The organism is Marmoricola sp. URHA0025 HA25 (assembly GCF_054059435.1).
On the sequence record NZ_JBSSCD010000001.1, the window covers coordinates 877,827 to 899,102 of the forward strand.

General features: G+C 71.4%; 19 protein-coding genes. 10 read left to right on the top strand and 9 right to left on the bottom strand.

All coding sequences use genetic code 11. The features are described from left to right. Positions 1 to 23: 23 nt before the first annotated feature. On the bottom strand, positions 24 to 1,136 hold the full coding sequence (locus ACVW00_RS04260) for an amidohydrolase family protein (protein WP_457109658.1): 1,113 nt from the start codon (positions 1,134 to 1,136) through the stop codon (positions 24 to 26). Positions 1,137 to 1,143: 7 nt separating this feature from the next. After that, positions 1,144 to 2,265 carry a carboxylate-amine ligase gene (locus tag ACVW00_RS04265; protein WP_457109659.1) on the bottom strand — a complete coding sequence of 374 codons (1,122 nt, stop codon included), beginning with the start codon at positions 2,263 to 2,265 and terminating at the stop codon, positions 1,144 to 1,146. 95 nt (positions 2,266 to 2,360) lie between these two features. Here ACVW00_RS04265 and ACVW00_RS04270 point away from each other — a divergent pair, with 95 nt between their 5' ends. The 3 genes from ACVW00_RS04270 to ACVW00_RS04280 all read left to right on the top strand — a co-directional run bounded on the left by ACVW00_RS04270 (position 2,361) and on the right by ACVW00_RS04280 (position 5,782). Next, on the top strand, positions 2,361 to 3,011 hold the full coding sequence (locus ACVW00_RS04270) for a 2'-5' RNA ligase family protein (RefSeq protein WP_457109660.1): 651 nt from the start codon (positions 2,361 to 2,363) through the stop codon (positions 3,009 to 3,011). Between the two features lie 245 nt (positions 3,012 to 3,256). Next, a complete protein-coding gene (locus tag ACVW00_RS04275) occupies positions 3,257 to 5,419 on the top strand; it encodes a DEAD/DEAH box helicase (protein WP_457109661.1) in 2,163 nt (720 codons plus the stop codon). 84 nt (positions 5,420 to 5,503) lie between these two features. Continuing rightward, positions 5,504 to 5,782, top strand: a complete 279-nt coding sequence (locus ACVW00_RS04280; protein WP_457109662.1) for a hypothetical protein — start codon at positions 5,504 to 5,506, stop codon at positions 5,780 to 5,782. Here the strand turns inward: ACVW00_RS04280 and ACVW00_RS04285 are convergent. Both ACVW00_RS04285 and serA read right to left on the bottom strand, forming a co-directional pair. Beyond that, entirely contained in the window at positions 5,779 to 6,585 is an 807-nt protein-coding gene (locus ACVW00_RS04285; RefSeq protein WP_457109663.1) for an SDR family NAD(P)-dependent oxidoreductase, read from the bottom strand. The genes ACVW00_RS04280 and ACVW00_RS04285 overlap by 4 nt on opposite strands. 57 nt (positions 6,586 to 6,642) lie before the next feature. Beyond that, a complete protein-coding gene (gene serA / locus ACVW00_RS04290) occupies positions 6,643 to 7,839 on the bottom strand; it encodes a phosphoglycerate dehydrogenase (protein WP_457109664.1) in 1,197 nt (398 codons plus the stop codon). A gap of 98 nt (positions 7,840 to 7,937) precedes the next feature. Here serA and ppc point away from each other — a divergent pair, with 98 nt between their 5' ends. Then, positions 7,938 to 10,637 carry a phosphoenolpyruvate carboxylase gene (gene ppc / locus ACVW00_RS04295; protein ID WP_457109665.1) on the top strand — a complete coding sequence of 900 codons (2,700 nt, stop codon included), beginning with the start codon at positions 7,938 to 7,940 and terminating at the stop codon, positions 10,635 to 10,637. A gap of 35 nt (positions 10,638 to 10,672) precedes the next feature. Continuing rightward, positions 10,673 to 11,179 carry a nitroreductase/quinone reductase family protein gene (locus ACVW00_RS04300; RefSeq protein ID WP_457109666.1) on the top strand — a complete coding sequence of 169 codons (507 nt, stop codon included), beginning with the start codon at positions 10,673 to 10,675 and terminating at the stop codon, positions 11,177 to 11,179. A 6-nt stretch (positions 11,180 to 11,185) separates the two neighbouring features. Here the strand turns inward: ACVW00_RS04300 and ACVW00_RS04305 are convergent, their stop codons facing one another. From ACVW00_RS04305 to ACVW00_RS04320, 4 genes are all read right to left on the bottom strand, one after another. Further along, positions 11,186 to 12,562: a DUF222 domain-containing protein gene (locus tag ACVW00_RS04305; protein ID WP_457109667.1), complete on the bottom strand. Its 1,377-nt coding sequence runs from the start codon at positions 12,560 to 12,562 to the stop codon at positions 11,186 to 11,188. Positions 12,563 to 13,354: 792 nt separating this feature from the next. Next, the gene (locus ACVW00_RS04310; protein WP_457109668.1) at positions 13,355 to 13,927 is read right to left on the bottom strand and encodes an adenylate kinase; all 573 of its coding nucleotides are present in this window, start codon (positions 13,925 to 13,927) and stop codon (positions 13,355 to 13,357) included. Continuing rightward, positions 13,924 to 15,609 (bottom strand): SulP family inorganic anion transporter, encoded by a 1,686-nt coding sequence (locus ACVW00_RS04315; protein ID WP_457109669.1) that lies wholly within the window; start codon positions 15,607 to 15,609, stop codon positions 13,924 to 13,926. Before ACVW00_RS04315 ends, ACVW00_RS04310 begins: the two co-directional genes overlap by 4 nt. Beyond that, the gene (locus ACVW00_RS04320) at positions 15,606 to 15,962 is read right to left on the bottom strand and encodes an ArsR/SmtB family transcription factor (protein WP_457109670.1); all 357 of its coding nucleotides are present in this window, start codon (positions 15,960 to 15,962) and stop codon (positions 15,606 to 15,608) included. The genes ACVW00_RS04315 and ACVW00_RS04320 overlap by 4 nt, the downstream gene beginning before the upstream one ends. Before the next feature lie 137 nt (positions 15,963 to 16,099). Here ACVW00_RS04320 and ACVW00_RS04325 point away from each other — a divergent pair, with 137 nt between their 5' ends. From ACVW00_RS04325 to ACVW00_RS04335, 3 genes are read left to right on the top strand one after another with little or no spacing between them, the layout of a single operon-like run. Continuing rightward, positions 16,100 to 16,372, top strand: a complete 273-nt coding sequence (locus tag ACVW00_RS04325; protein ID WP_457109671.1) for a hypothetical protein — start codon at positions 16,100 to 16,102, stop codon at positions 16,370 to 16,372. 28 nt (positions 16,373 to 16,400) lie between these two features. Continuing rightward, a complete protein-coding gene (locus ACVW00_RS04330; protein ID WP_457109672.1) occupies positions 16,401 to 16,925 on the top strand; it encodes a ferritin in 525 nt (174 codons plus the stop codon). A 26-nt stretch (positions 16,926 to 16,951) separates the two neighbouring features. Beyond that, positions 16,952 to 17,662: a hypothetical protein gene (locus ACVW00_RS04335; protein WP_457109673.1), complete on the top strand. Its 711-nt coding sequence runs from the start codon at positions 16,952 to 16,954 to the stop codon at positions 17,660 to 17,662. 17 nt (positions 17,663 to 17,679) lie between these two features. On the opposite strand, the gene ACVW00_RS04340 is transcribed toward ACVW00_RS04335, so the two are convergent. Continuing rightward, entirely contained in the window at positions 17,680 to 19,326 is a 1,647-nt protein-coding gene (locus ACVW00_RS04340; protein ID WP_457109674.1) for a dolichyl-phosphate-mannose--protein mannosyltransferase, read from the bottom strand. A 34-nt stretch (positions 19,327 to 19,360) separates the two neighbouring features. Between ACVW00_RS04340 and rsmI the strand changes: the two genes are divergently transcribed. Both rsmI and ACVW00_RS04350 read left to right on the top strand, forming a co-directional pair. Further along, complete coding sequence (rsmI, locus tag ACVW00_RS04345) at positions 19,361 to 20,218, top strand: 16S rRNA (cytidine(1402)-2'-O)-methyltransferase (protein WP_457109675.1); 858 nt, start codon at positions 19,361 to 19,363, stop codon at positions 20,216 to 20,218. Then, the gene (locus ACVW00_RS04350) at positions 20,215 to 21,078 is read left to right on the top strand and encodes a TatD family hydrolase (RefSeq protein ID WP_457109676.1); all 864 of its coding nucleotides are present in this window, start codon (positions 20,215 to 20,217) and stop codon (positions 21,076 to 21,078) included. Before rsmI ends, ACVW00_RS04350 begins: the two co-directional genes overlap by 4 nt. Positions 21,079 to 21,276: the final 198 nt, after the last annotated feature.

A 21,276-nucleotide genomic window follows, 5' to 3' on the forward strand; every position in this document is an offset into this window, starting at 1 on the left:
AGTATGACGGCCCGCCGTCAGGCTCAGGCGCCCGCGGCAGGAGTCCGCGCCACCATCGCGGCCGCAGCGACCAGGTCCCAGCCCGGGGTGAACTGGTTGCGGCGAGGCAGCTCGTCGTTGTGCTCGTCGTACAGCTCGATCAGCCGCGCGACCGAGCCGATCACCTCCGCCTCGCGGGCGTCGCCGACGACATCGCACGCGCGCCTGGCCACCGTCAGCGGGACGCCGGGGGAGTCGCCCCGCTGGAGCGGCTCGAGGGCGACCAGCAGGTTGCTGGAGAGGATCTCCAGGAGGGGTCCCGGGTGCTGACGCTCGGCCGTCGGCGGTGGACCCACGTCGAGCGCCGGCTCGCGATCGATGAGTCGTTGCAGCTGTCCGCCGGCCACGGAGCGGATCTGGTCCTCGTCGAGCCCGGCCTGCCAGGCGCAGCGCAGCGTCGCGAGGGCACCGGAGAGAGGACTGGCGTAGGGGAGGTCGCTGCCGAGGAGGACACGCCCCGGTGGAACCAGCCGGAACAGGGCGAGGAGGTGGGCGGGCGTCCACCACGCGGTGTCGAAGAAGAGGTTCGGCGTGGAGGGCACGTGCCTCCAGATCCAGCCGAGGTCGGTCAGGGCGCAGTGCGCGAGGACCATCCGCAGCCCGGGGTAGCGGTGACAGACCCGGAGAGCCGGGCCGCCCACCTCTGCCAGCTCGGGTCCGGCGTGCACGAGCACCGGCAGCTGCTCGGCGTCGGCCCTCCGGTAGACCTCGTCGAGCCGGGGGTCCTCAAGGGCGAACTCGTCGCTCGCCCCGTGCAGCTTCACCCCGCGTGCGCCGGCGTCCAGTGCCTCGGCGAGCAGGTCGGCGGGGTGGTCGTCCGGGGTGATCCTCGCGAAGGCGGTGAGGACACCACCGCTGGACTCGGCCGCAGTCGCGCACACCTTGTTCGGCTGCGCGTACCCGTCGGGCTCGGCGGCCGGCATCACCACCGACCTCGCCCGGGCCATCGCCAGCGACTCCTCGAGCTCGCTCAGGGTCGCGGTGAACCCGCTGGGGTCGTTCTCCCCGACGTGGTTGTGGGAGTCGAAGAGGTCGACTCCGTGCAGGCGCTCCACGACCCGGTCCAGCCACGGTTGCAGGAAATCGTCGGCATACATCGTCCGGTCACCCCCGAGCCGTGCGCGTCGACAGGTCGGCGAGCAGTGCTGCCATGCCTCCCTCGTCATGGATCCGGCGCTGCCGGACGTAGGCAGGCTCCTCGACCAGCAGCCGGTCGACGCCGTCGAGCGCCGCGGTCTGGCCCTCGTCCAGCACGGCTCGCGCGCGGGCGACGAGGCCGCGTGCGAGGTCCCTGACGGCACGCCTGCTCCCGTCGACGCCGACGATGCTGGTCTCGAGACCGTGTCGCGCGACCCGGAAGTCGTTCTCGGCGAGCACCGCACCCGGCACGTCGACGGGGGTCGGCTGCTCGACGGCGTGGCGCGCGATGCCCTGCACCAGCGCGGCGAGTCCCGCGGCGGCGCCGAGCGAGGGCTGGGCGTCCATGACGCGCACCTCCACCGTCCCGTAGCGGGGCTGGACGCGCACGTCCCACCAGACGTGGGTGTAGTCGGGGACGTCCGCCGCGGCGACGACGGCCTCGGCCAGGTCGACGTACTCCTCCCAGCTGCGCACGGCCGGCGGCACCCCGCCGCGGGGGTAGGAGTTGATCACTGCCCACCGGGCAGAGGCGAGACCCGAGTCCCGCCCGTGCCAGAACGGCGAACCGGCGGCCAGCGCGTTGAGGACCGCGAGGTGGTGGCGCAGGCCGCGGTAGGCGGCGATCGCGGCTGCCGGGTCCGGCAGCCCGACGTGGACCTGCAGGGAGGCGGTCGGCGTGCGGAGCAGGCCGGCGAAGCTCTCGCCGATCGCGCGGTAGCGGTCGCCGTCGGTCAGCTGCGCGTCACCGAAGGGACCGTCCGGGTGCACGCCGACGGCGAGCGCCAGGCCTCCGGCTGCCCGGAGGCAGGCACGCGAAGCGCCCAGGCACGCGGCGACGCACGCTGCGTCGTCGCAGACCTCCGTGGCGAACTCGATCTCGGCGGCGTACAGCTCGGTCGTGACGGTGCCGAACTCCGCACAGTCCGTCGTGAGGCGCTCGACCAGGTCGCGGGCGGGCGTACGCCGCAGCCGATGGTCCGCGTCGACCAGGAGGAGCTCCTCCTCGGCGCCGACCGTGAACTCACCGCCCGGCGCGAAGGCGGAGCCGGTCAGGGCCGGTCGTGCGACCGAGGATGGGAACAACACGCGCGTGCAGTACCCCGATCGGGCCTGTCGCGAACAAGTGGGCCCACCAGCGTGGGCGATTGTGCCGGTGACCCGCGGAGGGGAGAATGCGCCGCATGCTCGTCCACGGCGCGATCATCCCGCCAACCCCCGTGCTCGAGGCAGTTGCGGACGCCGTCCGGTCCGTGCCCGAGCCGGTCGAGGCTTCCGCGGCGCCGCAGTCGAAGGGACTTCTCGGGCGAGTGGCGCGCCACCGTGCATCGGCCGCGCCGGTGGAGGTCGCGGTCGCGGCACCGCCCGTGCTCGAGCACGTGCCCGTCGATGTCATGCGGCTGCCGATCACCGGATTCGGCAACCTGACGACCAATGACGCGAACCGCCTGGTCACCGTGCTGAAGGAGGCCGCGGCGGGCTGGGCAGCGCCGAGCGTACGTTTCGCAGGCGGGACGGCCCTGGACTTTCCGGACGACTGGTCGGTCTGGGCGAAGGTGGACGGCGACGTCGATGCGCTGATGACGGCGGCGCGCGGCGTACCCCAGGTCGTCGAGCGGCTCGGGTACTTCCTGGACCGCCGGCAGTTCCGGCCGATGCTCTCGGTGGCCACGGTCACCACGGCGACCACGGGCCCGTACCTCGAGGCCGTCGTCGCTGCGCTCGACGCCTTCCGCGGTGAGGAGTGGATCCCGGCGATCTCGCTCACCACGGAGAGGTTCGTCAACGGTCGTCCGGAGACCACCGTGTTCGAGCGGATCGAGCTCGGCTCCTGAACCGGGCTGATGCCGGCCGCGCTCTGGGCTAGTATGTGACCAGCAACCCGGTCGATCTCGCGTTCCGCGGTGAGGGTTGTCCAGTTCCCGTCAGCGCTCGACGCGCGGGCCCTCGCAGTGCGGAGGGCGCGTCACTCGGGTCGGCAGTCGGTCGTGTCGCTGGCACGGCGTCCGCTGTCATGAGTCCACGTGGCGGGGTGTTGCCGTCCGTCGCGGAGACGCGGCAGGCGGCTGAGGAGGAGTTCTTGGCACGACGTGTCCGGCGCAGATCCGGCGCCACGCGCACCGCGACGCGCGCCCCTGCGCAAAACCAGGCCCAGAAGAACGGCCGGGCGCGCGACCGCGACAACGAGGGGATCATCCCGATCCTGGCCCGTGCGGTGCGCGAGGTGGAGAGCGCCGTCGAGCGCGGTCCGTTGCGGCCCGCGGCCCGGGTGAAGTTCCAGGCCGTCGCGCTGCTCGCGCGCGAGGCCAGGTCGGCCGTGAAGGGGGACCGATCGACGACGGAGGCGCGCCGCGCGAGCGAGCTGAAGCGCCTCGACGGCATCGGCACCATCCTGGCGAAGACCGCAGCACGCGACACCTCGCTGCTGGCGCTGCTCGCCGAGGACGCTGCCGTCAGCGACGCGGTCAGTGACCTCAAGCGCGACATGCTGCTGGCCGGCGGCGCCGAGCCGGAGCCGGAGCCGGAGAAGGTCGTCGCGCCGGAGGCGACCGACGTCGCCGCTGCGCCCGAGCGTCGCGTCGTGCCCCAGTCGGTGATCTCGCGACAGCTCGCCAACCCGTTCCTCACTCCCCAGTTCTCCGAGCAGCCACAGCGCGTGAAGCCGCGGCTCCTCGCCGGCTGGGAGCTGCTCGGCCCGCTCTTCAAGTCCTTCGAGTACGCCGGCCAGCGCTCCTCGATGGCGCTCCCGGAGCCGACCGTCATGCACGCACCGGGTGGCCGCGAGCTGATGCCCCACCAGGCGCAGGTCGTCGCCGCCGCCCAGCAGGGGCACCGGACGTTCCTGCTCGCCGACGAGCCCGGACTGGGCAAGACCGCTGAGGCCCTCCTCGCCGCGCAGGCCGCGGACGCCTACCCGCTGCTGTGCGTGGTGCCCAGCGTCGTGAAGACCAACTGGGCCCGCGAGGTGGGTCTCTGGACCCCGAAGCGCCGCGCCACCGTCGTGCACGGAGACGGCGGCGACGTCGACGCGTTCGCCGACATCGTGATCGTCAACTACGAGGTGCTCGACCGCCACATCGGCTGGTTCGGCGACTTCGGCTTCCGCGGCATGGTCGTCGACGAGGCGCACTTCATCAAGAACAAGTCGTCCCAGCGCTCGCAGCACGTGCTCCAGCTGTCGGAGCGAATTCGGCGTCGTGCGCCGAACCCGCTGCTGATGGCGCTCACCGGGACGCCGCTGATCAACGACATCGAGGACTTCCGGGCGATCTGGCAGTTCCTCGCCTGGATCGACGACAAGGCGCCCCGCGGCGAGCTGATGGCCAGGCTCGAGGAGGCGGGCATGACGCCGCTCGACCCGGGGTTCTACCCGGTGGCCCGCACCTGCGTGATCGACATGGGCATCGTGCGCCGCCGCAAGGTCGACGTCGCCAAGGACATCCCGGCGCGTCGCATCGCCGACCTCCCGGTCGAGCTCGACGGCGAGGCCGGGCAGTCGATCCGCCAGGCCGAGCAGGAGCTGGCCCGCCGGCTGGTCGCCCGCTACGACCGCGCGCTCACCCGGCGCAAGACCGAGGCAGGCGAGGAGATCACCGGCATCGACCACGAGCTCGTGCGCCGGATCGCGGCCGCCGAGCGCAAGGCGTCCAGCGAGACCAAGAGCGGCGACAACGTGTTCTCGATGATGCGCCGCATCGGTCAGGCGAAGGCCGCTCCCGCCGCCGACTACTCCGCCCAGCTGGCCCGGAGCGTCGGCAAGGTCGTGTTCTTCGCCAAGCACGTCGACGTGATGGACGCCGCCGAGCAGATCTTCACCAGGCGGGGCCTCGGGCACGTGTCGATCCGCGGTGACCAGACCCGGACGGCGCGGCAGAAGGCGATCGACGACTTCACCAACGACCCGGACGTCGCGGTAGCGGTGTGCTCCCTGACCGCCGCCGGCGTCGGCGTCAACCTCCAGGCAGCGTCCAACGTCGTCCTCGCGGAGCTCTCCTGGACCGACGCCGAGCAGACTCAGGCGATCGACCGTGTGCACCGGATCGGCCAGGAGCTGCCGGTGACCGCGTGGCGGATCATCGCTGCACAGACCCTGGACACCAAGATCGCCGAGCTGATCGACAGCAAGGCGGGTCTCGCGGCACGGGCTCTCGAGGGATCCGACGAGGATCTGTCGGTCTCGGCGGACATCCAGCTCGAGGCACTGGTCGGCCTGCTGACCGACGCGCTCGCAGCCCGCGACTGACCCGCCCCGCAAAGCAGGGACGAACGACCCGTGCGGTCGGGTCCGGCCGGGCAGATGATGGGAGCGACGAAGGATGTGGTCGCGATGATCGCCCTGTTGGTGGACCTCGAACCGCGCTGGCGGATGCACGACGACGGCGGGTCGGGCTGGGTCATGGCCCTGCTGATGCTGCTGTTCCTCGCGGCGCTGGTCGTGGTGGTCCTCGTCTTCGTGCGCGGCTCAACCTCGACGGCGGCTCCGGGTCCCGGAATGCCCGGCCACCAGCCGGACGCCCGTGCAATCCTGCGCGAGCGGTTCGCCCGCGGCGAGATCGACGAGCAGGACTTCCGCTCGCGGATGCGGTCTCTCGACGAGACCGGTTAGCCGACCAGCTCCTCGGACAGCTCCCGCAGCCGGCGCCGGGCCTCGGCGTCGTACGCCTGGTCGTGCGCGCGGGCCTCTCGCAGACCGTCGAAGAAGCGCCCGGTGACCCCTTCGACATCCGGGTCCACCGCGAGCCTCGCGGTCGCCCCTTCGCCCTCGGCGATGGTGCTGATCGGGTGCGCGACCATCTTGGTCGGCATGTACGTCGCGGGGTGCAGCGCGTTGGCGGTCACGCCCGTCCCCGCCAGCTCGTCGGCCAGGTCGAACGCGAACATGATCTGCGCGAGCTTGCTCTGGCAGTAGGCCCGCATCCCCGAGTACCCGCGCTCGAGCATCACGTCGTCGAACTCGATGGCCTGCTGGCCCAGCGAGGAGACCATCACGATGCGAGCCTCGCCACCGTCTCGGGCGGTCGCGGTCAACGTGGGCAGGAGTGAGCGGGTGAGCAGGTAGCCGGCCAGGTAGTTCACCGCGAAGTGCAGCTCGAACCCGTCGGCGCTCTCCTGCCTCTCGTCCTCGCTGCCGATGCCGGCGTTGCTGACCAGCACGTCGATCGGTACGCCGGACATGGCCGCCGCGAGGTCGCGGACCTCGTCGAGCTTGGCCAGGTCGGCCCGCACCCAGTGCAGCCGAGCGTCCGGGTGCTCGCCGCGGATCTCGGCGAGCGTCTTCTCGCCGCGCTCGTCACTGCGCCCGTGCACCCAGACCTCGGCACCCCGGCCGGCGAGGTCGAGGGCGAGTGCGCGGCCGAGCCCGTCGGTCGCCCCGGTGATCAGGATGGTCTGCTCGTGGATCGGCTTCATGCGCCCACGCTGGCACGGGACACCAAGTGCGGGTCTCGACAGGCTCAACCGCCGGGATCAGTCGATGACGCGCAGCCGGACCGTCTCCGGGAGCTTGCCGAGGTCGGCGAGCACCTCCTCGGAGACCACGGAGTTCGTGTCGGTCACGACGTAGCCGAGCGAACCGCGGGTGGCGAGCACCTGGGCGTCGATGTTGATGTCGTGCTCGGCGAGGATCTGGTTCAGGTGGGCGAGCACGCCCGGGGTGTTGTGGTGGAAGTGCGCCACCCGCTGGGCGTGCGCGACGTCGCCCGGAGCCAGCGCCGGCAGGTTCACCGAGAGGCTCGTCGTACCGTGCAGCGCGTAGTCGCGCAGCTTGCCGGCGACGAACCGGCCGATGTCCTCCTGGGCCTCCTCGGTGGATCCGCCGACGTGGGGCGTCAGGATCGTGTTGGGGAGGCCGACCAGGGGCGAGGCGAAGGCGTCCCCGCGGTTCTTCGGCTCGTTGGGGAAGACGTCGACCGCGGCGCCGGCGACGTGGCCGGAGACCAGCGCGTCGCGCAGGGCGCCGTAGTCGACGACGAAGCCGCGGGACAGGTTCAGGAACAACGACCGCGGACGCATCCGCGCGAACTGCTCCGCCCCGAAGATGCCGGCGTTGCCGGCCCGGCCGTCGACGTGCAGCGTCACCGCCTCGACCTCGTCCAGCAGGTCGTCGAGGGAGGAGCAGCGGCGGGCGTTGCCGAGCGCGAGCTTCTCCTCGGTGTCGTAGTAGTACACCTGCATGCCGAGCATCTCGGCGATCACGGAGAGCTGGGATCCGATGTTGCCGTAGCCGACGATGCCGAGCTTGCGGCCCCTGATCTCGTGGCTCCCGCTCGCGGACTTGTCCCAGATCCCCGAGTGCAGCGCGGCGTTGCGGTCGGTCAGCCGGCGGGCCAGCGCGATGATGTTCGCCACCGCGAGCTCGACCACCGAGCGGGTGTTGGAGTACGGCGCGTTGAAGACCGCCGTACCGGCGTCGGCCGCTGCGGCGAGATCGATCTGGTTCGTGCCGATGCAGAACGCGCCGATGGCCACGAGATCGGGCGCGGATCGGAGCACGTCGCCGGGCACGTCGGTCTTGGACCTGATGCCGAGGAGCGAGACGCCGTCGAGGGCGGCTGCGAGCTCGGCGGGGTCCATCGCGCCGGTCCGGGTCTCGACCTCGACCCCGGCGGTGGTCAGGATCTCGACGGCAAGCGGGTGCACGTTCTCCAGGAGCAGGGCCTTCACGGCACCCAGCCTCGCAGGTCGCCGGTCGGTGCCCGCGTCCGGCGTCCACGTCGCGGTCGCCTGCGCGCCGACGGCCGGCGCGTCCGGATAATGACGATGTGAACGATCCAACGGAGGGCTCGCCCGACAGCGCGCTTCGCCGCGACATCCGGCAGGTGACCTCGGTGCTGGGGGAGACGCTCGCCCGGGTCGAGGGGGAGCACCTCCTCGAGCTGGTCGAGACGGTCCGCGCCCACGCCAAGCGCGACTCGCTCGAGGACCTGCCGGAGCTCGACCTCGCGACGACGACCCGGCTGGCCCGCGCGTTCACGGCGTACTTCCACCTCGCGAACGTCACCGAGCAGGTGCACCGGAGCGCCGGCCTGCGCCAGGACGGGACTCCCGGTGGCTGGCTGTCGCAGACCGTACGCCGGATCGCCGACGCGGGCGTCGACGCGGAGGCGCTCGCCGAGGAGCTGCGGCACGTCACGGTGCGACCGGTGTTCACCGCCCACCCGACCGAGGTCGCGCGGCGCTCGACGCTGGACAAGCTGCGCCGGGTCGCCGCCCTCCTCGAGGAGCCCGACAGCGCCCGTCGTGCGCGCCGGCTGGCCGAGTCGATCGAGCTGCTGTGGCAGACCGACGAGATCCGGGTCGAGCCGCCCGAGCCCGTCGACGAGGCCCGCAACGGCGTCTACTACCTGGAGGGTCTCGCAGCCGGTGCCGTCCCGGATGTCCTCGAGGAGCTGCGCGACGAGCTCGCGGCCTTCGGCGTGGAGCTCCCCGCCGAGGCCCGGCCGCTGCGCTTCGGCACCTGGATCGGTGGCGACCGCGACGGCAACCCGAACGTCACCCCCGAGACGACCCGCGAGGTGCTCGTGCTCCAGGCCGTGCACGGGTTGCGGCTGCTGCAGGGCAAGGTCGACGGCGTCCGCCGGAACCTCTCGGTGAGCGAGCGCGTGTCCGACGTCGCGCCGGATCTCCGCGCGCGCACCGAGGAGCTGTTGCCGGGTCTTCCGGAGGTCGAGCCCCGCTACCGCCGGCTCAACGCCGAGGAGCCGTACCGCCTCTTCCTCACCTGCGTGCACGTGCGGCTGCGGCTCACGGAGCGCCGGATCGTGTCCGGCTCGCGCCACCAGCCCGGACGCGACTACCGCGACGACACGGAGCTGCTCGAGGACCTGATGCTGCTCCACCGCTCCGTCCTCGAGCACCAGGGCGCGCTGGTGGCCGGCGGCGAGCTGGAGCGGCTGGTCCGCACGGTCGCGGCGACCGGGCTGACGCTCGCGACCCTCGACGTCCGCGAGCACGCCGACAAGCACCACCATGCGGTGGGTCAGCTGCTCGACCGGATCGCCGGCACGACCGGTGAGCCCGAGACGAAGTACGCCGAGCTCGATCCGAAGGCGCGCACCGACGTCCTCTCGCGCGAGCTGGCCGGACGCCGGCCGCTGTCGGCACATCCGCTGCCGCTGGACGAGGAGGGCGCCCGGACCGCGGAGACCTTCGCGACGATCCGGCGCGCGCTCGACTCGCTCGGGCCGCGGACGATCGAGAGCTACATCATCTCGATGACCCGTGGTGCCGACGACGTGTTCGCCGCGGTGGTGCTGGCCCGCGAGGCGGGGCTGGTCGACCTCGTCGGCGGCGTCGCCCGCATCGGCTTCGTGCCTCTGCTGGAGACCGTCGACGAGCTCGAGCGCACCGAGCAGATCCTCGACGATCTCTTCGCCGACGAGTCCTACCGGCGGCTGCTCTCGCTGCGCGGCGACAGCCAGGAGGTCATGCTCGGCTACTCCGACTCCAACAAGGCCGGCGGGATCGCGACCTCGCAGTGGCAGATCCAGCAGGCCCAGCGGCGCGCACGCGACGTGGCGCGCCGCCACGGCGTCCGGCTGACGTTCTTCCACGGTCGCGGCGGGTCCGTCGGACGCGGTGGCGGCCCGACGTACGACGCGATCATGGCGCTGCCCTCGGGCACGGTCGACGGCGAGGTCAAGATCACCGAGCAGGGCGAGGTGATCAGCGACAAGTACGCGCTCCCGGTCCTCGCGCGCAACAACCTCGAGCTGATGCTGGCCGCGACGATCGAGGCGAGCGTGCTGCACAAGACCGACCGCCGCACGCCCGCCCAGGCCGAGCGCTGGGACGACGCGATGGACCTGGTCTCGGGCAGTGCGCACGCGGCGTACCGGAGCCTGGTCGAGCAGCCGACGCTGACCGACTACTTCCTCGCCTCCACGCCCGTCGACCTGCTGGGTGCGCTGCACATCGGCTCGCGTCCGGCTCGCCGGCCGGACTCCGGGGGCGGCCTGGAGAACCTGCGGGCGATCCCGTGGGTGTTCGGCTGGACCCAGTCGCGGCAGATCGTGCCGGGTTGGTACGGCGTCGGGTCGGGTCTGGTTGCCGCAGGTGAGCGGCTCGACGTGCTGCAGGAGATGTACCGCAGCTGGCCGTTCTTCCGGACCTTCCTGGACAACGTCTCGATGACTCTGGTCAAGACGGATCTCGACATCGCGGCTCGGTACGTCGAGGCGCTGGCCCCGGTCGAGGTCCGGCCGCTTCTCGACGACATCCGTGCCGAGTTCGAGCTGACGGTCGCGCAGGTGCTTGCGGTGACGGGTGACGACGCGCTGCTGGACCGTGATCCGGTGCTGCGGCGGACCCTGGAGATCCGGGACAACTACCTCGAGCCGCTGCACCACCTGCAGATCCAGCTGCTTGCCCGGCGTCGCCGTGGCGAGGACGACCCGGAGCTGGAGCGCGCGCTGCTGCTGACTATCAACGGGATCGCCGCAGGCATGCGCAACACGGGCTAGTGCCCGCGGGTTCGTTCACTGGTTGACTGGCGCGCGTGACCCAGATCCCCGAGGCCCGGTGGGGCAGCTCCGACTCCGCGTTTGCACGCCTGATCGCCCGGTTCGGCTCCACCCGTCTCGGGTCGTGGTCCATCCGGACGCTGATGCCACTGGACCGGAAGGTGCTGGTGCGCAGCAACGGTCGCCGGACAGTGCTCGGACCCATCGGGGCGCCGGTCATGCTGCTCGAGACCACCGGTCGCAGGAGCGGACAGACCCGGGTGAGCCCGCTGTTGTTCGCGCGCGACGGGGACTCGGTGATCGTGGTCGGCTCGAACTTCGGCCAGGCACACCACCCCGCTTGGACGGGCAACCTCCTCGCGGACCCGCACGCGATGGCGGTGGTGCGGGGTCAGCGGATCCCGGTGGTGGCGACCCGCCTCGAGGGCGACGAGGCCGAGGCGGCGTACGGGAAGATGGTGGAGATCGCGGAGACCTACTCGGTGTACCGGGGACGCACGGACCGCGAGATCAGGATCTTCCGGCTCACGCCGGCGTCGTAGACCCGGTCACCCCGTGAGCTTCTCGATCAGGATCTCGATGGGGCTCTTGATGAGGGTCAACTGGGGCGGTCTTTGTGGCCGGGCTGGTCGTGGTCGCCCGGGTGGGTCGGGGGGTTGGCTGAGATAGGTGTGCCCGGTCGGGGTGGTGGTCTGGACGGTGTGGCGTGGGTTGGGAATGGTCTTGGCACGCCAGTCGGGGTGTTCCTTGGTGTGGTTGCAGGCTTCGCAGAGGCCTTGGCCGTTCTCGGTGCTGGTGGGTCCGCCGGCGGCGGCTGGGGTGATGTGGTCGGTGTGTCGGATGGGGGCGTCGCACCAGGGGGTGCGGCAGGTCTGGTCGCGGGCGATGAGGAGTTGGCGGCGGGGGCCGTCGAAGAGGCGGCGTCGGGTCTCGATGCCGACCAGGTCACCGGTCTTGGGGTGGGTGAAGAGTCGTCGGATCCAGGCCTTGTCGGCTTGGCGGGTGAGTTGGCGGGCCAGGGTGGCGGGGATGGGTCCGTAGCCGGTCAGGTGGGCCGGCTCCTGGTTGTGGTTGTTGTGGTCGCTGGTCAGGAGGGTGTGGTCGGTGATGATCAGCTGGATCTCGACCGGGGTGCCGACCGCGTGGGTTTGGCCGGTGATGCGTTCGACGAGGGTGTCGGCCATGATCTGGCCCCGGGTCCTGGGATCGCCTTGGGCGCGTTTGTGGTCGGCTTCGCGGGTCAGGGCTGCGTGGCAGGCGACTCCGTGGGCGACGGGCAGGAACGCGGTCAGGTAGGTCATCGTGTCCGGGGCCGGGCGGAGCCCGGTCCGCCGGTCGGCGTGGGCTCCGCGGATTCGGCGGATTGCGGAGCCGGGGTCGAGGCGGTAGCCGATCGCGCGGGCGAGGTTGGCGACCTTCCGGTCCCCGGCCGTGTGCAGTTTCCCGGCCAGCTGGTGGTCGACCCGGATCCGGTCGGCTCTGGCCAGGACGGCGGTCTCGCGGGCGATCAGGGTGGCCCGCCACTCACTGATCTGGCCTGCGGTCAGCGCCGCCAGGGTGTGGGGGAGCTCGCCGACCAGGGCCTTGGCCAGGCCGAGGTGTTGGGCGCCGCGGACCGGGGACTCCTGGCGGGCCAGGGCGATCTCGGCGGCCAGGCCACGCCCACGTTGCTCGGCCGGCACCCCGGTGGCGGCTTCACGGGCAGCACGCTGCTCGGCCAAGGTGACGCTGCACCGGGCTTGGGCTGCGGCGAGCCCGGACTTGAGCTGCTCCATCAGCCCGATGTGGTCGATCAGCTCCGCCTCGGTCAGCCCGGTGCCGGTGTGGGCGGCGAGCCGGTCCAGTGCGTCCCGCAGGTCGGCGGTGCTCGGTGCGGGCGGCAGGGCGCGGTCAGCGGTGGCTGGGTCGCCGGTGCCCGAGATCATGGCGACAGTCTATCGAACGTATGTTCGAACCGTCAATCGAATCGGCCAAGGTTCCTAGAAGTTTCTTCGCCGGGGATCGAGCGTCTTGCTGGACCGGCGGCGGTCGGGTCTCTGCCCGATCTCACCGGGTCTCGTCTGATCGCTCGCAAGCTCGCTGCTCGACCACCAAGGGCTGAGTTCCTGCCCTGTCTCACCGGGTCTCGTCTGATCGCTCGCGAGCTCGCTGCTCGACCAGCTGGGGTCCAGACTGCACCCGACCGCAGGACCCAGCCACGCGGCGTACTCCTCCTCGCTGCCAAGAACCCAGCCATCCACCGAGGCGAGGGCTCGGCCTTTCCCGGCCGGCCGCGGTCGGGTACCTGCCCGATCTCGCCGGGTCTCGTCTGATCGCTCGCAAGCTCGCTGCTCGACCAGCTGGGGTCCGGACCGCACCCGATCGCAGACCGAGCCCCGCGCCGTACTCCTCGTCGCTGCCAAGAACCCAGCCACGCAGGCCGTGAGGTCTCGTCTGATCGCTCGCGAGCTCGCTGCTCGACCACCGGGTCGGGTCCCTGCCGACTCTCACCAGGTCTCGTCTGATAGCTCGCAGGCTCGCTGCTCGACCAGCTGTGGTTGGGTCCCTGCCCCACCTCACCAGGTCTCGTCTGATAGCTCGCAGGCTCGCTGCTCGACCACCTGGGGTCCGGACCGCACCCGACCGCAAGACCGAGCCACACGGCGTAGTCCGTCGCTGCCAAGAACCCGGCCACGTACGGTAGTGAGCCGGCCGCCCCCGACTAGATCGGGGAAATCTCAGACCCGGGCGTCGAAGACGTCGGCGACCCGGGCGGCCACGTCGGCCCTGGTGCCGCTGCCGTCGAGCCGGACCAGCACACCGCGGCTGTCGTACTCCGCGAGCAGGGGGCCGGTCTCCTCGGTGTAGAGCTCGAGGCGGCGGCGGATCACGTCCTCGGTGTCGTCGGTGCGGCCGTCGGTGGCGGCGCGCAGGACGAGTCGGTCGACGAGGTCACTGCGGTCGACGTCGAGGGCGAGGACCGCGCGGAGCTCGTGGGCGGTCTCCTCGAGGATCTCGTCGAGGGCGGCGACCTGCGCCATCGTCCGGGGATATCCGTCGAGGATGAACCCTTGCCGGCAGTCGGGCCGGTCGACCCGCTCACGCAGCATGGCGGTGGTCACCGAGTCGGGCACGTACTCGCCGGCCTCCATGTACTCCCGCGCGACGCGGCCGAGTGGTGTGCCGGCGTCGACGTTCGCGCGGAAGATGTCGCCGGTCGAGATCGCCGGTACGCGGTGGTGCTCGGCGATGGCCACCGCCTGGGTGCCCTTGCCGGAACCGGGAGGCCCCATGATCAGGATGCAGGTCAACTGACTGCCCTTTCGGTGTGCGGGACGTGAGGTCGGTGGACGTGCCGGGCGGCGTGCACCCTGGCATGCGCGATCGCCTGCGGGGTCGTGTCGAAGAGGTGGTGCTCGGTCGCGAGCCGGTCGTAGACGCCGAGGCTGACCAGCACTCGCTCCTGGTGCTCGCGTACGCCGGACAGCAGCACCGTGATCCCGCGACCCTCGAGCCGCGTGACGGTGTCGGCGAGGACGGCGGCGCCGGTGGCGTCGATCGTGGTGATGCGGGACATCCGCAGGACCACCACGCGCACGTCGCTCACCTCCGACAGCTCCGGCAGGAAGTCGTGGGCGGCCGCGAAGAACAGCGGCCCGTCGAGCCGGAACACGACGATCTGCTCGTCGAGCAGCGCCTGCTCCTCGTCGCCGTGGTCCTGCCCCTCGGTCGACCCAGCGTCGAGCGGCTCCTCCTCCATCCGCGCCGACTGCGCGGTCTGCCGCAGTGCGAACCATCCGGCGACCACCAGGCCGAGGATGACCGCCGTGACGAGGTCGGAGACCACGGTCGCGGCCGCCGTGATCACCAGCACGACTGCGTCGCCACGGGTGGCGCGCAGGAGGGCGGCGACGCTCGAGACCCGCACCATCTGGACGGCGGTCGCGATCAGCACGCCGGCGAGGGCGGCGAGCGGGATGTCGCTGACCCAGCGAGCGGCAGCCAGCAGGATCACCAGCAGCACGACGGCATGGGTGACCGCCGCCAGTCGGGTCGACGCGCCGGCGCGCACGTTGACCGCGGTGCGAGCGATCGCGGCCGTTGCCGGGATGCCACCGAAGAGCGGGCTGACCAGGTTGGCCAGGCCCTGGCCGAACAGCTCACGGTCCGGGTCGTGCCGTTGGCCCACGGACATCGCATCGGCGACCGTCGCCGAGAGCAGGCTCTCCAGGGCGGCGAGTGCAGCGACCGCGACCGCGGGAAGGACCAGCGCGTCGAGATGCGCCCATGGCACGTGAGGCATGGACGGTGCCGGGAGACCGGACGGGAGGTGGCCGATCGTGGCAGTGCCGAGGCCCAGCGCGTTGTCGGCCAAGGTGCCGAGAGCGACGGCGAGCAGGGCCACCGGCAGTGACGGACGCACGCGGGTGACCAGCAGGATCATCGCCGTGACACCGACGGTGAGCGCAGGCGCCGACCAGTCGGGATGGTCCACCCAGGAGCCGACGGCCAGACCCGCGAGAGCCAGTGCCCGGTCTGCGTGCACGTGCACGCCGAGGGCGGACGGCACCTGCTGCAGGACGATGATCGCGGCGATCCCGAGCGTGAAGCCCTCGACCACCGGGATCGGCACGTAGCGGATGAAGCGGCCCATGCCCGCGAACGCGAGCCCGATCAGGATGAGCCCGGCCATCAGGCCGACGACGAGGACGCCGTCGCCGCCGTACGTCGCGATGATCGGGATCAGCACGACCGTCATGGCGCCCGTGGGCCCGCTGACCTGGAGGTTGCTGCCGCCGAACACGGCAGCCACCGCACCCGCGACGATCGCGGTGACCAGGCCGGCACCGGCGCCCATGCCGGAGCTGACCCCGAAGCCGAGGGCGAGGGGCAGTGCAACGAGGCCGACCATCACGCCGGCGAGCACGTCCTTGCCGGGTCGCCGGGTCGCAGCGGCCCACTCCGCCCGGTGGGGCAGCAGCCGGGTGTTCATCGGGTCCCCGGCGCGGAGGCCGGGGCCAGCTCGGTCTCGAGCTCGCTCTGCAGCTCGTTCTGCGAGGCCGCGAGGCGGGCGAGGATGCGGCGGGCGGAGAGCAGGAAGTCGCGGACCTCGGGCACGCTGATCGAGTACACGACCTCGCCGTCGCGCCGGTGGGAGGAGACCAGCGCCGTGCGCCGCAGCACCGCGAGCTGCTGGGAGAGGTTGCTCGGCTCGATCGCGATCTGCTCGAGCAGCTCGTGGACCGCGTGGTCGCGCTCGCTGAGCAGCTCGAGGATCCGGATCCGGGCGGGATGGCCGAGCGTGCGCAGGAACTCGGCCTTGGCCTGGTAGAGCGGGACTGGCATGGGACCTCAAGACATGTGAATGTGAAGAACTCTTCACATTCTACCTTCGTTCGACGGGTTCGCGAAATCGGCCGCACTCTGTGACGACGGCCGCACTTTAGGTAAGGCAGTCCTTACCCGATGTTAGGGTTCTGCCCATGGGCAAGGCGCTGAAGCTTCCGAAGACGGAGTGCTGCGTGTCGACGACGCGGTGCGAGCGCTGCCCGATCCGGATGCTCAAGGAGGGCACGCTGCCGGCCGGATACGGTGTGCGCAAGCGCAAGCTCGTCCGCTTCGACGCCTGCGGCTCGGGGACCAAGAAGACCAAGAAGGTCAAGAAGGTCAAGAAGTCCGAGCTCGCCGCCGACGTGCGCCGGCAGCGGAAGCAGCAGAAGCAGCAGAAGTCGGGCAAGAAGAAGCTCGCGGCCTGAGCTCGACACCCACCGGGGAGGACCCACCGTGACCGCACCGCGTTTCGTCGAGCAGCTCAACGAGCAGATCGGCAACGAGTTCGCCGCGCACCACCAGTACGTCGCCTGCGCGATCCACTACGACTCTCTGACCATGCCCCAGATGGCTGCCTTCTTCTACGGCCAGGCCGTCGAGGAGCGCGACCACGCGATGATGATGGTCAAGTTCCTGCTCGACACCGATGCTGAGGTCCGCATCCCCGGAGTCGAGGCGCCGGAGACGAAGTTCGCCGACGTGGTGGCTCCCGTCGAGCTCGCGCTCGCCCAGGAGAAGCGGGTCTCCGAGCAGATCTTCGCCCTCACCCGGACCGCTCGTGACGAGAGCGACTTCGCCGCCGAGCAGTTCATGCAGTGGTTCATCAAGGAGCAGGTCGAGGAGGTCGCGACGATGAACGACCTGCTCACGGTGGTCACCCGCGCCCGCGACGACATCGAGGCGATCGAGGAGTACGTCAAGCGCGAGCAGGGCGCGCCCGGGTCGGACCCGATGGCCCCGCCGATCGCCGGCGCCTGAACCGCCCGACGGGGGACACTGGTCGGATGAGACGGGGGCTTCTCGGTCTTCTCGCTGTCGCGCTGGTCTGCGGGATCGGCCCGGCGCGGGCCGACTCGACGCTCGGCTCGACGACCGGCGTGAGCGGGGTCCTCTACGACGACTGCCTGGACTACCCGTACCAGTGGTCGGTCGACGTGCCGGGCACCGGCACCTATCGGGCGCTCCACACCCAGCTGGTTGCTCCTGGCGGGGCCATCGCCGACACCGGGTACGTCGTGCCGGATGCGAACGTCTCCTCCGGCACGAGCACCTTCTTCCTGTGCACCCAGACCGACCCGTACGGCAGCTACACGATCAGGTCCCAGGTGGAGTGGGGTTCAGACCCGGAGCACATCGGTGCACCGGTGTCCCTCGCCGACTCGCAGTTCACCCTGCGCAAGCCGCGGACCCGCACGAGCCTGTCGGTCTCGACCCGGCGCCCGGCGTACGGGCAGGTGGTGAAGTACCGCGTCCGCGCGACCGACGAGCGGCCGACGGGCTACTTCGGCACGCCCGCCGCGTGGGTCGTGGTGCAGCGGAAGGTCGACGGCCACTGGGTCCGGCTCAAGGGCGGCCGCGCGATGACGCACGCGACCGGCTACATCACGGTGCGGCTGCCCTACCTGCAGCACCACAAGGCGATGCGGGTCCGGGCGCTGACCCAGCCGACCTCGAGGTACGCGCGGTCCGCGTCGCCGGTCGTCCGGATCTGGTGAGGGTGACTACTTGGTGACTAGATCCACCGGTGGAACCAGATCCGCTGCAGCCACTGGCTCTGGGTGAGCAGCCCGTCGGTGTAGATCGGCCAGAACCACGCGAAGTTCAAGATCACCGCGACGACCACCGCCCCGGCCGCCGTGGCGCCGACGGTACGACGGGTCGACCCGACCGGGGCTCGCCCGAGGATCTCGCCGAGCAGCATCACCGCGCCGAGGATCAGGAACGGCTCGATCACGATCGCGTAGTAGCTGAAGATCGGCCGGTCGTCGTACCGCAGCCACGGCAGCCAGGTGACCAGGGCTCCGACGACGACGATCCCGTAGCGCCAGTCGCGCTTGCCGACCCAGCAGACGGCCGACCAGACCAGCGCGATGGTCGAGAACCACCACAGCACCGGCGTGCCGAGCAGGAGCACCTGGCGCAGGCAGGTGGCCGACCCGGTCGCGTTGCATCCCTGCGCGCCCTGCGCGATGTCCAGCTGCGCGTCCACGCCCACGGGACGGTTGAGGACCAGCCAGCCGAGCGGGTTCGACCGGTAGACGTGGGTCGAGTCGTTGAGGAACTTCGTGTGGAACTCGTAGACGTCGTGGTGGTAGTGCCACAGCGAGCGCAGCGACTGCCAGAGCTCGGGGAAGAACCCGTGCGCGTCGTGCTTGAGGTAGGCGCCCCAGTAGGGCCCGTACTGGGTGTTCGACAGGTGCTGCTCGTAGGCGCTCGCGTGCATCAGCCAGCCGGTCCAGGTGGCGACGTAGACGAGCACGGGCAGCAGCACGACGTACAGCAGGCCCGGCGCGGCGTCGATGATCGCCGACTTCAGCAGCGACCTGCGGACGCCGAACGAGCGACGTGCCCCCGAGCTCCAGATCCAGAACAGCAGCCCGAACGCCGCCATCGGGAAGATCGCCGACCACTTCGTGCCGATCGCCAGGCCCCACCAGAGGCCGGCGAGCAGCAGCCACGGACGCCAGAGGACCCGTGGTCCCCAGCCGCTCTCGACACGCTCGACCCGCGCGAGCCTTGCCCGGAACCAGTCGCGGTCCGCCACGACGCAGCTCACCGCGCAGAGCACGAAGAAGGCCTCGAAGATGTCGAGCAGCGCGAGCCGGGACAGCACCAGCTGGAGGCCGTCGAAGCACATGAGGATGCCGGCGACCAGGCCGAGCATCGTCGAGCCGGTGACCCGGCGGGTCAGCCGGATCATCACCATCACCATGAGCGAGCCGAAGATCGCCGGTGCGAGCCGCCACCCGAACGGCGTCATGCCGGCGACCAGCTCGGCCAGCCCGATCAGCCACTTCCCGACCTCGGGGTGCACCACCATGCTCGGGTCGCTGGTCCACAGCCCGTGCAGGTCACCCGCGAGGATCTTGTCGTTGGCGTCGGCGACGTACCCGGTGACGTAGCCGTGGTGCACCAGCGACCAGGCGTCCTTGGCGTAGTAGGTCTCGTCGAAGAGGAACTTCTTCGGGTAGTCGAGGTTCCACAGCCGCAGGAAGGCGGCCAGCAGGGTGATCGCCGCCGTGCCCGCCCACGCGATCACGGGGTCGCGGTCGACCGCGCGCGGGGCGGCCCGCTCGGCAGCGGTGGGCACGACGTCGCCGGCGGCGGTCCGGGAGAGGGTCCCGGCGAGCGCCTCTCTGCTCCCGGTCACCGTGCTCACGGCGACGACTCTAATGACTGACATGATCGGATCCATGACGACGTCGGACCGCGCCGGATCTGGGGCGGGCGTGCTGGTGCTCGCGGGTACGCCGATCGGCCGGCCCGACGACGCCCCCGCCCGGCTCGCCGTCGAGCTCGCGGCGGCGGACGTCGTGGCGGCCGAGGACACCCGTCGTCTGAAGAGGCTGACCTCCGACCTCGGCATCGAGCTGTCCGGACGGGTGGTCTCCTACTTCGAGGGCAACGAGCGCGGCCGCACGCCCCAGCTCCTCGAGGCGCTGCAGGCCGGCGACCGGGTGGTGCTCGTGACCGACGCCGGCATGCCCAGCGTCTCGGACCCCGGCTTCCGGCTGGTGGCGGCCGCCGTCGAGGCCGGCATCGCCGTGACCGCGGTGCCCGGGCCCTCCGCCGTCCTCACCGCCCTCGCCGTCAGCGGCCTCCCGGTCGACCGGTTCTGCTTCGAGGGGTTCCTCCCGCGCAAGGCCGGCGAGCGGTCGCGCCGGCTCGAGTCACTGGCCGACGAGCCGCGCACGATGGTCTTCTTCGAGGCTCCGCACCGCACCGAGGCGGCACTGCGGGCCATGGCCGAGGCGTTCGACGCCGACCGGTCGGCCGCGGTGTGCCGCGAGCTCACCAAGACCCACGAGGAGGTGCGCCGAGCCGGTCTGGGCGAGCTGGCCGACTGGGCGGCGGAGGGGGTGCGCGGCGAGGTGACGATCGTGGTGGCCGGGGCGCCGGCCGAGGCGGCCACGTCGGACGGCGACACCCTGCGTGCGCGAGTCGCCTCGGAGGAGGCCGCCGGCGTGCCCCGCAAGCAGGCGATCACCGAGGTCGCCCGCCGGTCCGGCGTACCCAAGAGAGTGGTGTACGACGCGGTGCACAAGGCATGACGCGCGAGGGCACGCGCCCCGAGGCGCCCGAGCCGCTGCCGCACCCGGTGGTCGACAACCACTGCCATCTCGACATCCCGGCGAACGACGGACCCGGCGAGCCGGTGCCGGTGGCCGAGGCCCTCGCGCGCGCCGCCGAGGTCGGGGTGCCGCGGATCGTCCAGATCGGCTGCGACCTGAGGGGTGCCCGCTGGGCCGTGGAGGTCGCGGCGTCGTACGACGAGATCGTCGCGGGTGTGGCGCTGCACCCCAACGACGCGGCCCGGCTCGACGCGGCGGGACGGCTCGACGAGGCGTTCGCGGAGATCGCCGACCTGGCCGGTCACGAGCGCGTCCGGGCGGTGGGGGAGACCGGACTCGACTTCTTCCGCACGGGGGCTGACGGACACGCTGCGCAAGAGCGCTCCTTCCGCCGGCACATCGAGCTGGCCCACGCGCTCGACAAGACCCTGGTCATCCACGACCGGGACGCGCACGCGGACGTCCTGCGCGTGCTCGACGAGGTCGGCCCGCCGCCGCGCTGGGTGATGCACTGCTTCTCCGGCGACGCGGAGCTCGCCGGCGAGTGCCTGGCCCGCGGCGCCTACCTGTCCTTCGCGGGCACGGTGACGTTCAAGAACGCCGACCCGCTTCGCGAGGCGCTCCGGGTCGCGCCCGCCGACCGGATCCTCGTCGAGACCGATGCGCCGTACCTGACGCCGGTGCCGCACCGCGGCCGGCCCAACGCGTCCTACCTGGTGCCGCTCACCGTGCGTGCGATGGCGCAGGCGCGCGGCGTCGACCTGGCCGAGCTGTGCCGGGCCATCGAGGCCAACACCGAACGCGCTTTCGGCGGCGCCTGGGGCTCCGCCACCGGCTAGCACCGGCGCGCCACCAGACGCCCAAATCCGCCTTAATCGGGTGACATGGCCCACACTCCACGCGCGAGCCGAGCGCTAGCAGTTTGCTAATTCGCTGCTAGCGATGGCAGGGTCGTGGGCCGTTGGCCGGGAGCGGGAAGCACCAATCTCCGGCCTTCGCCATGTCGGCGCCACGAGCCACGGCGCCCGGCGAAGGTC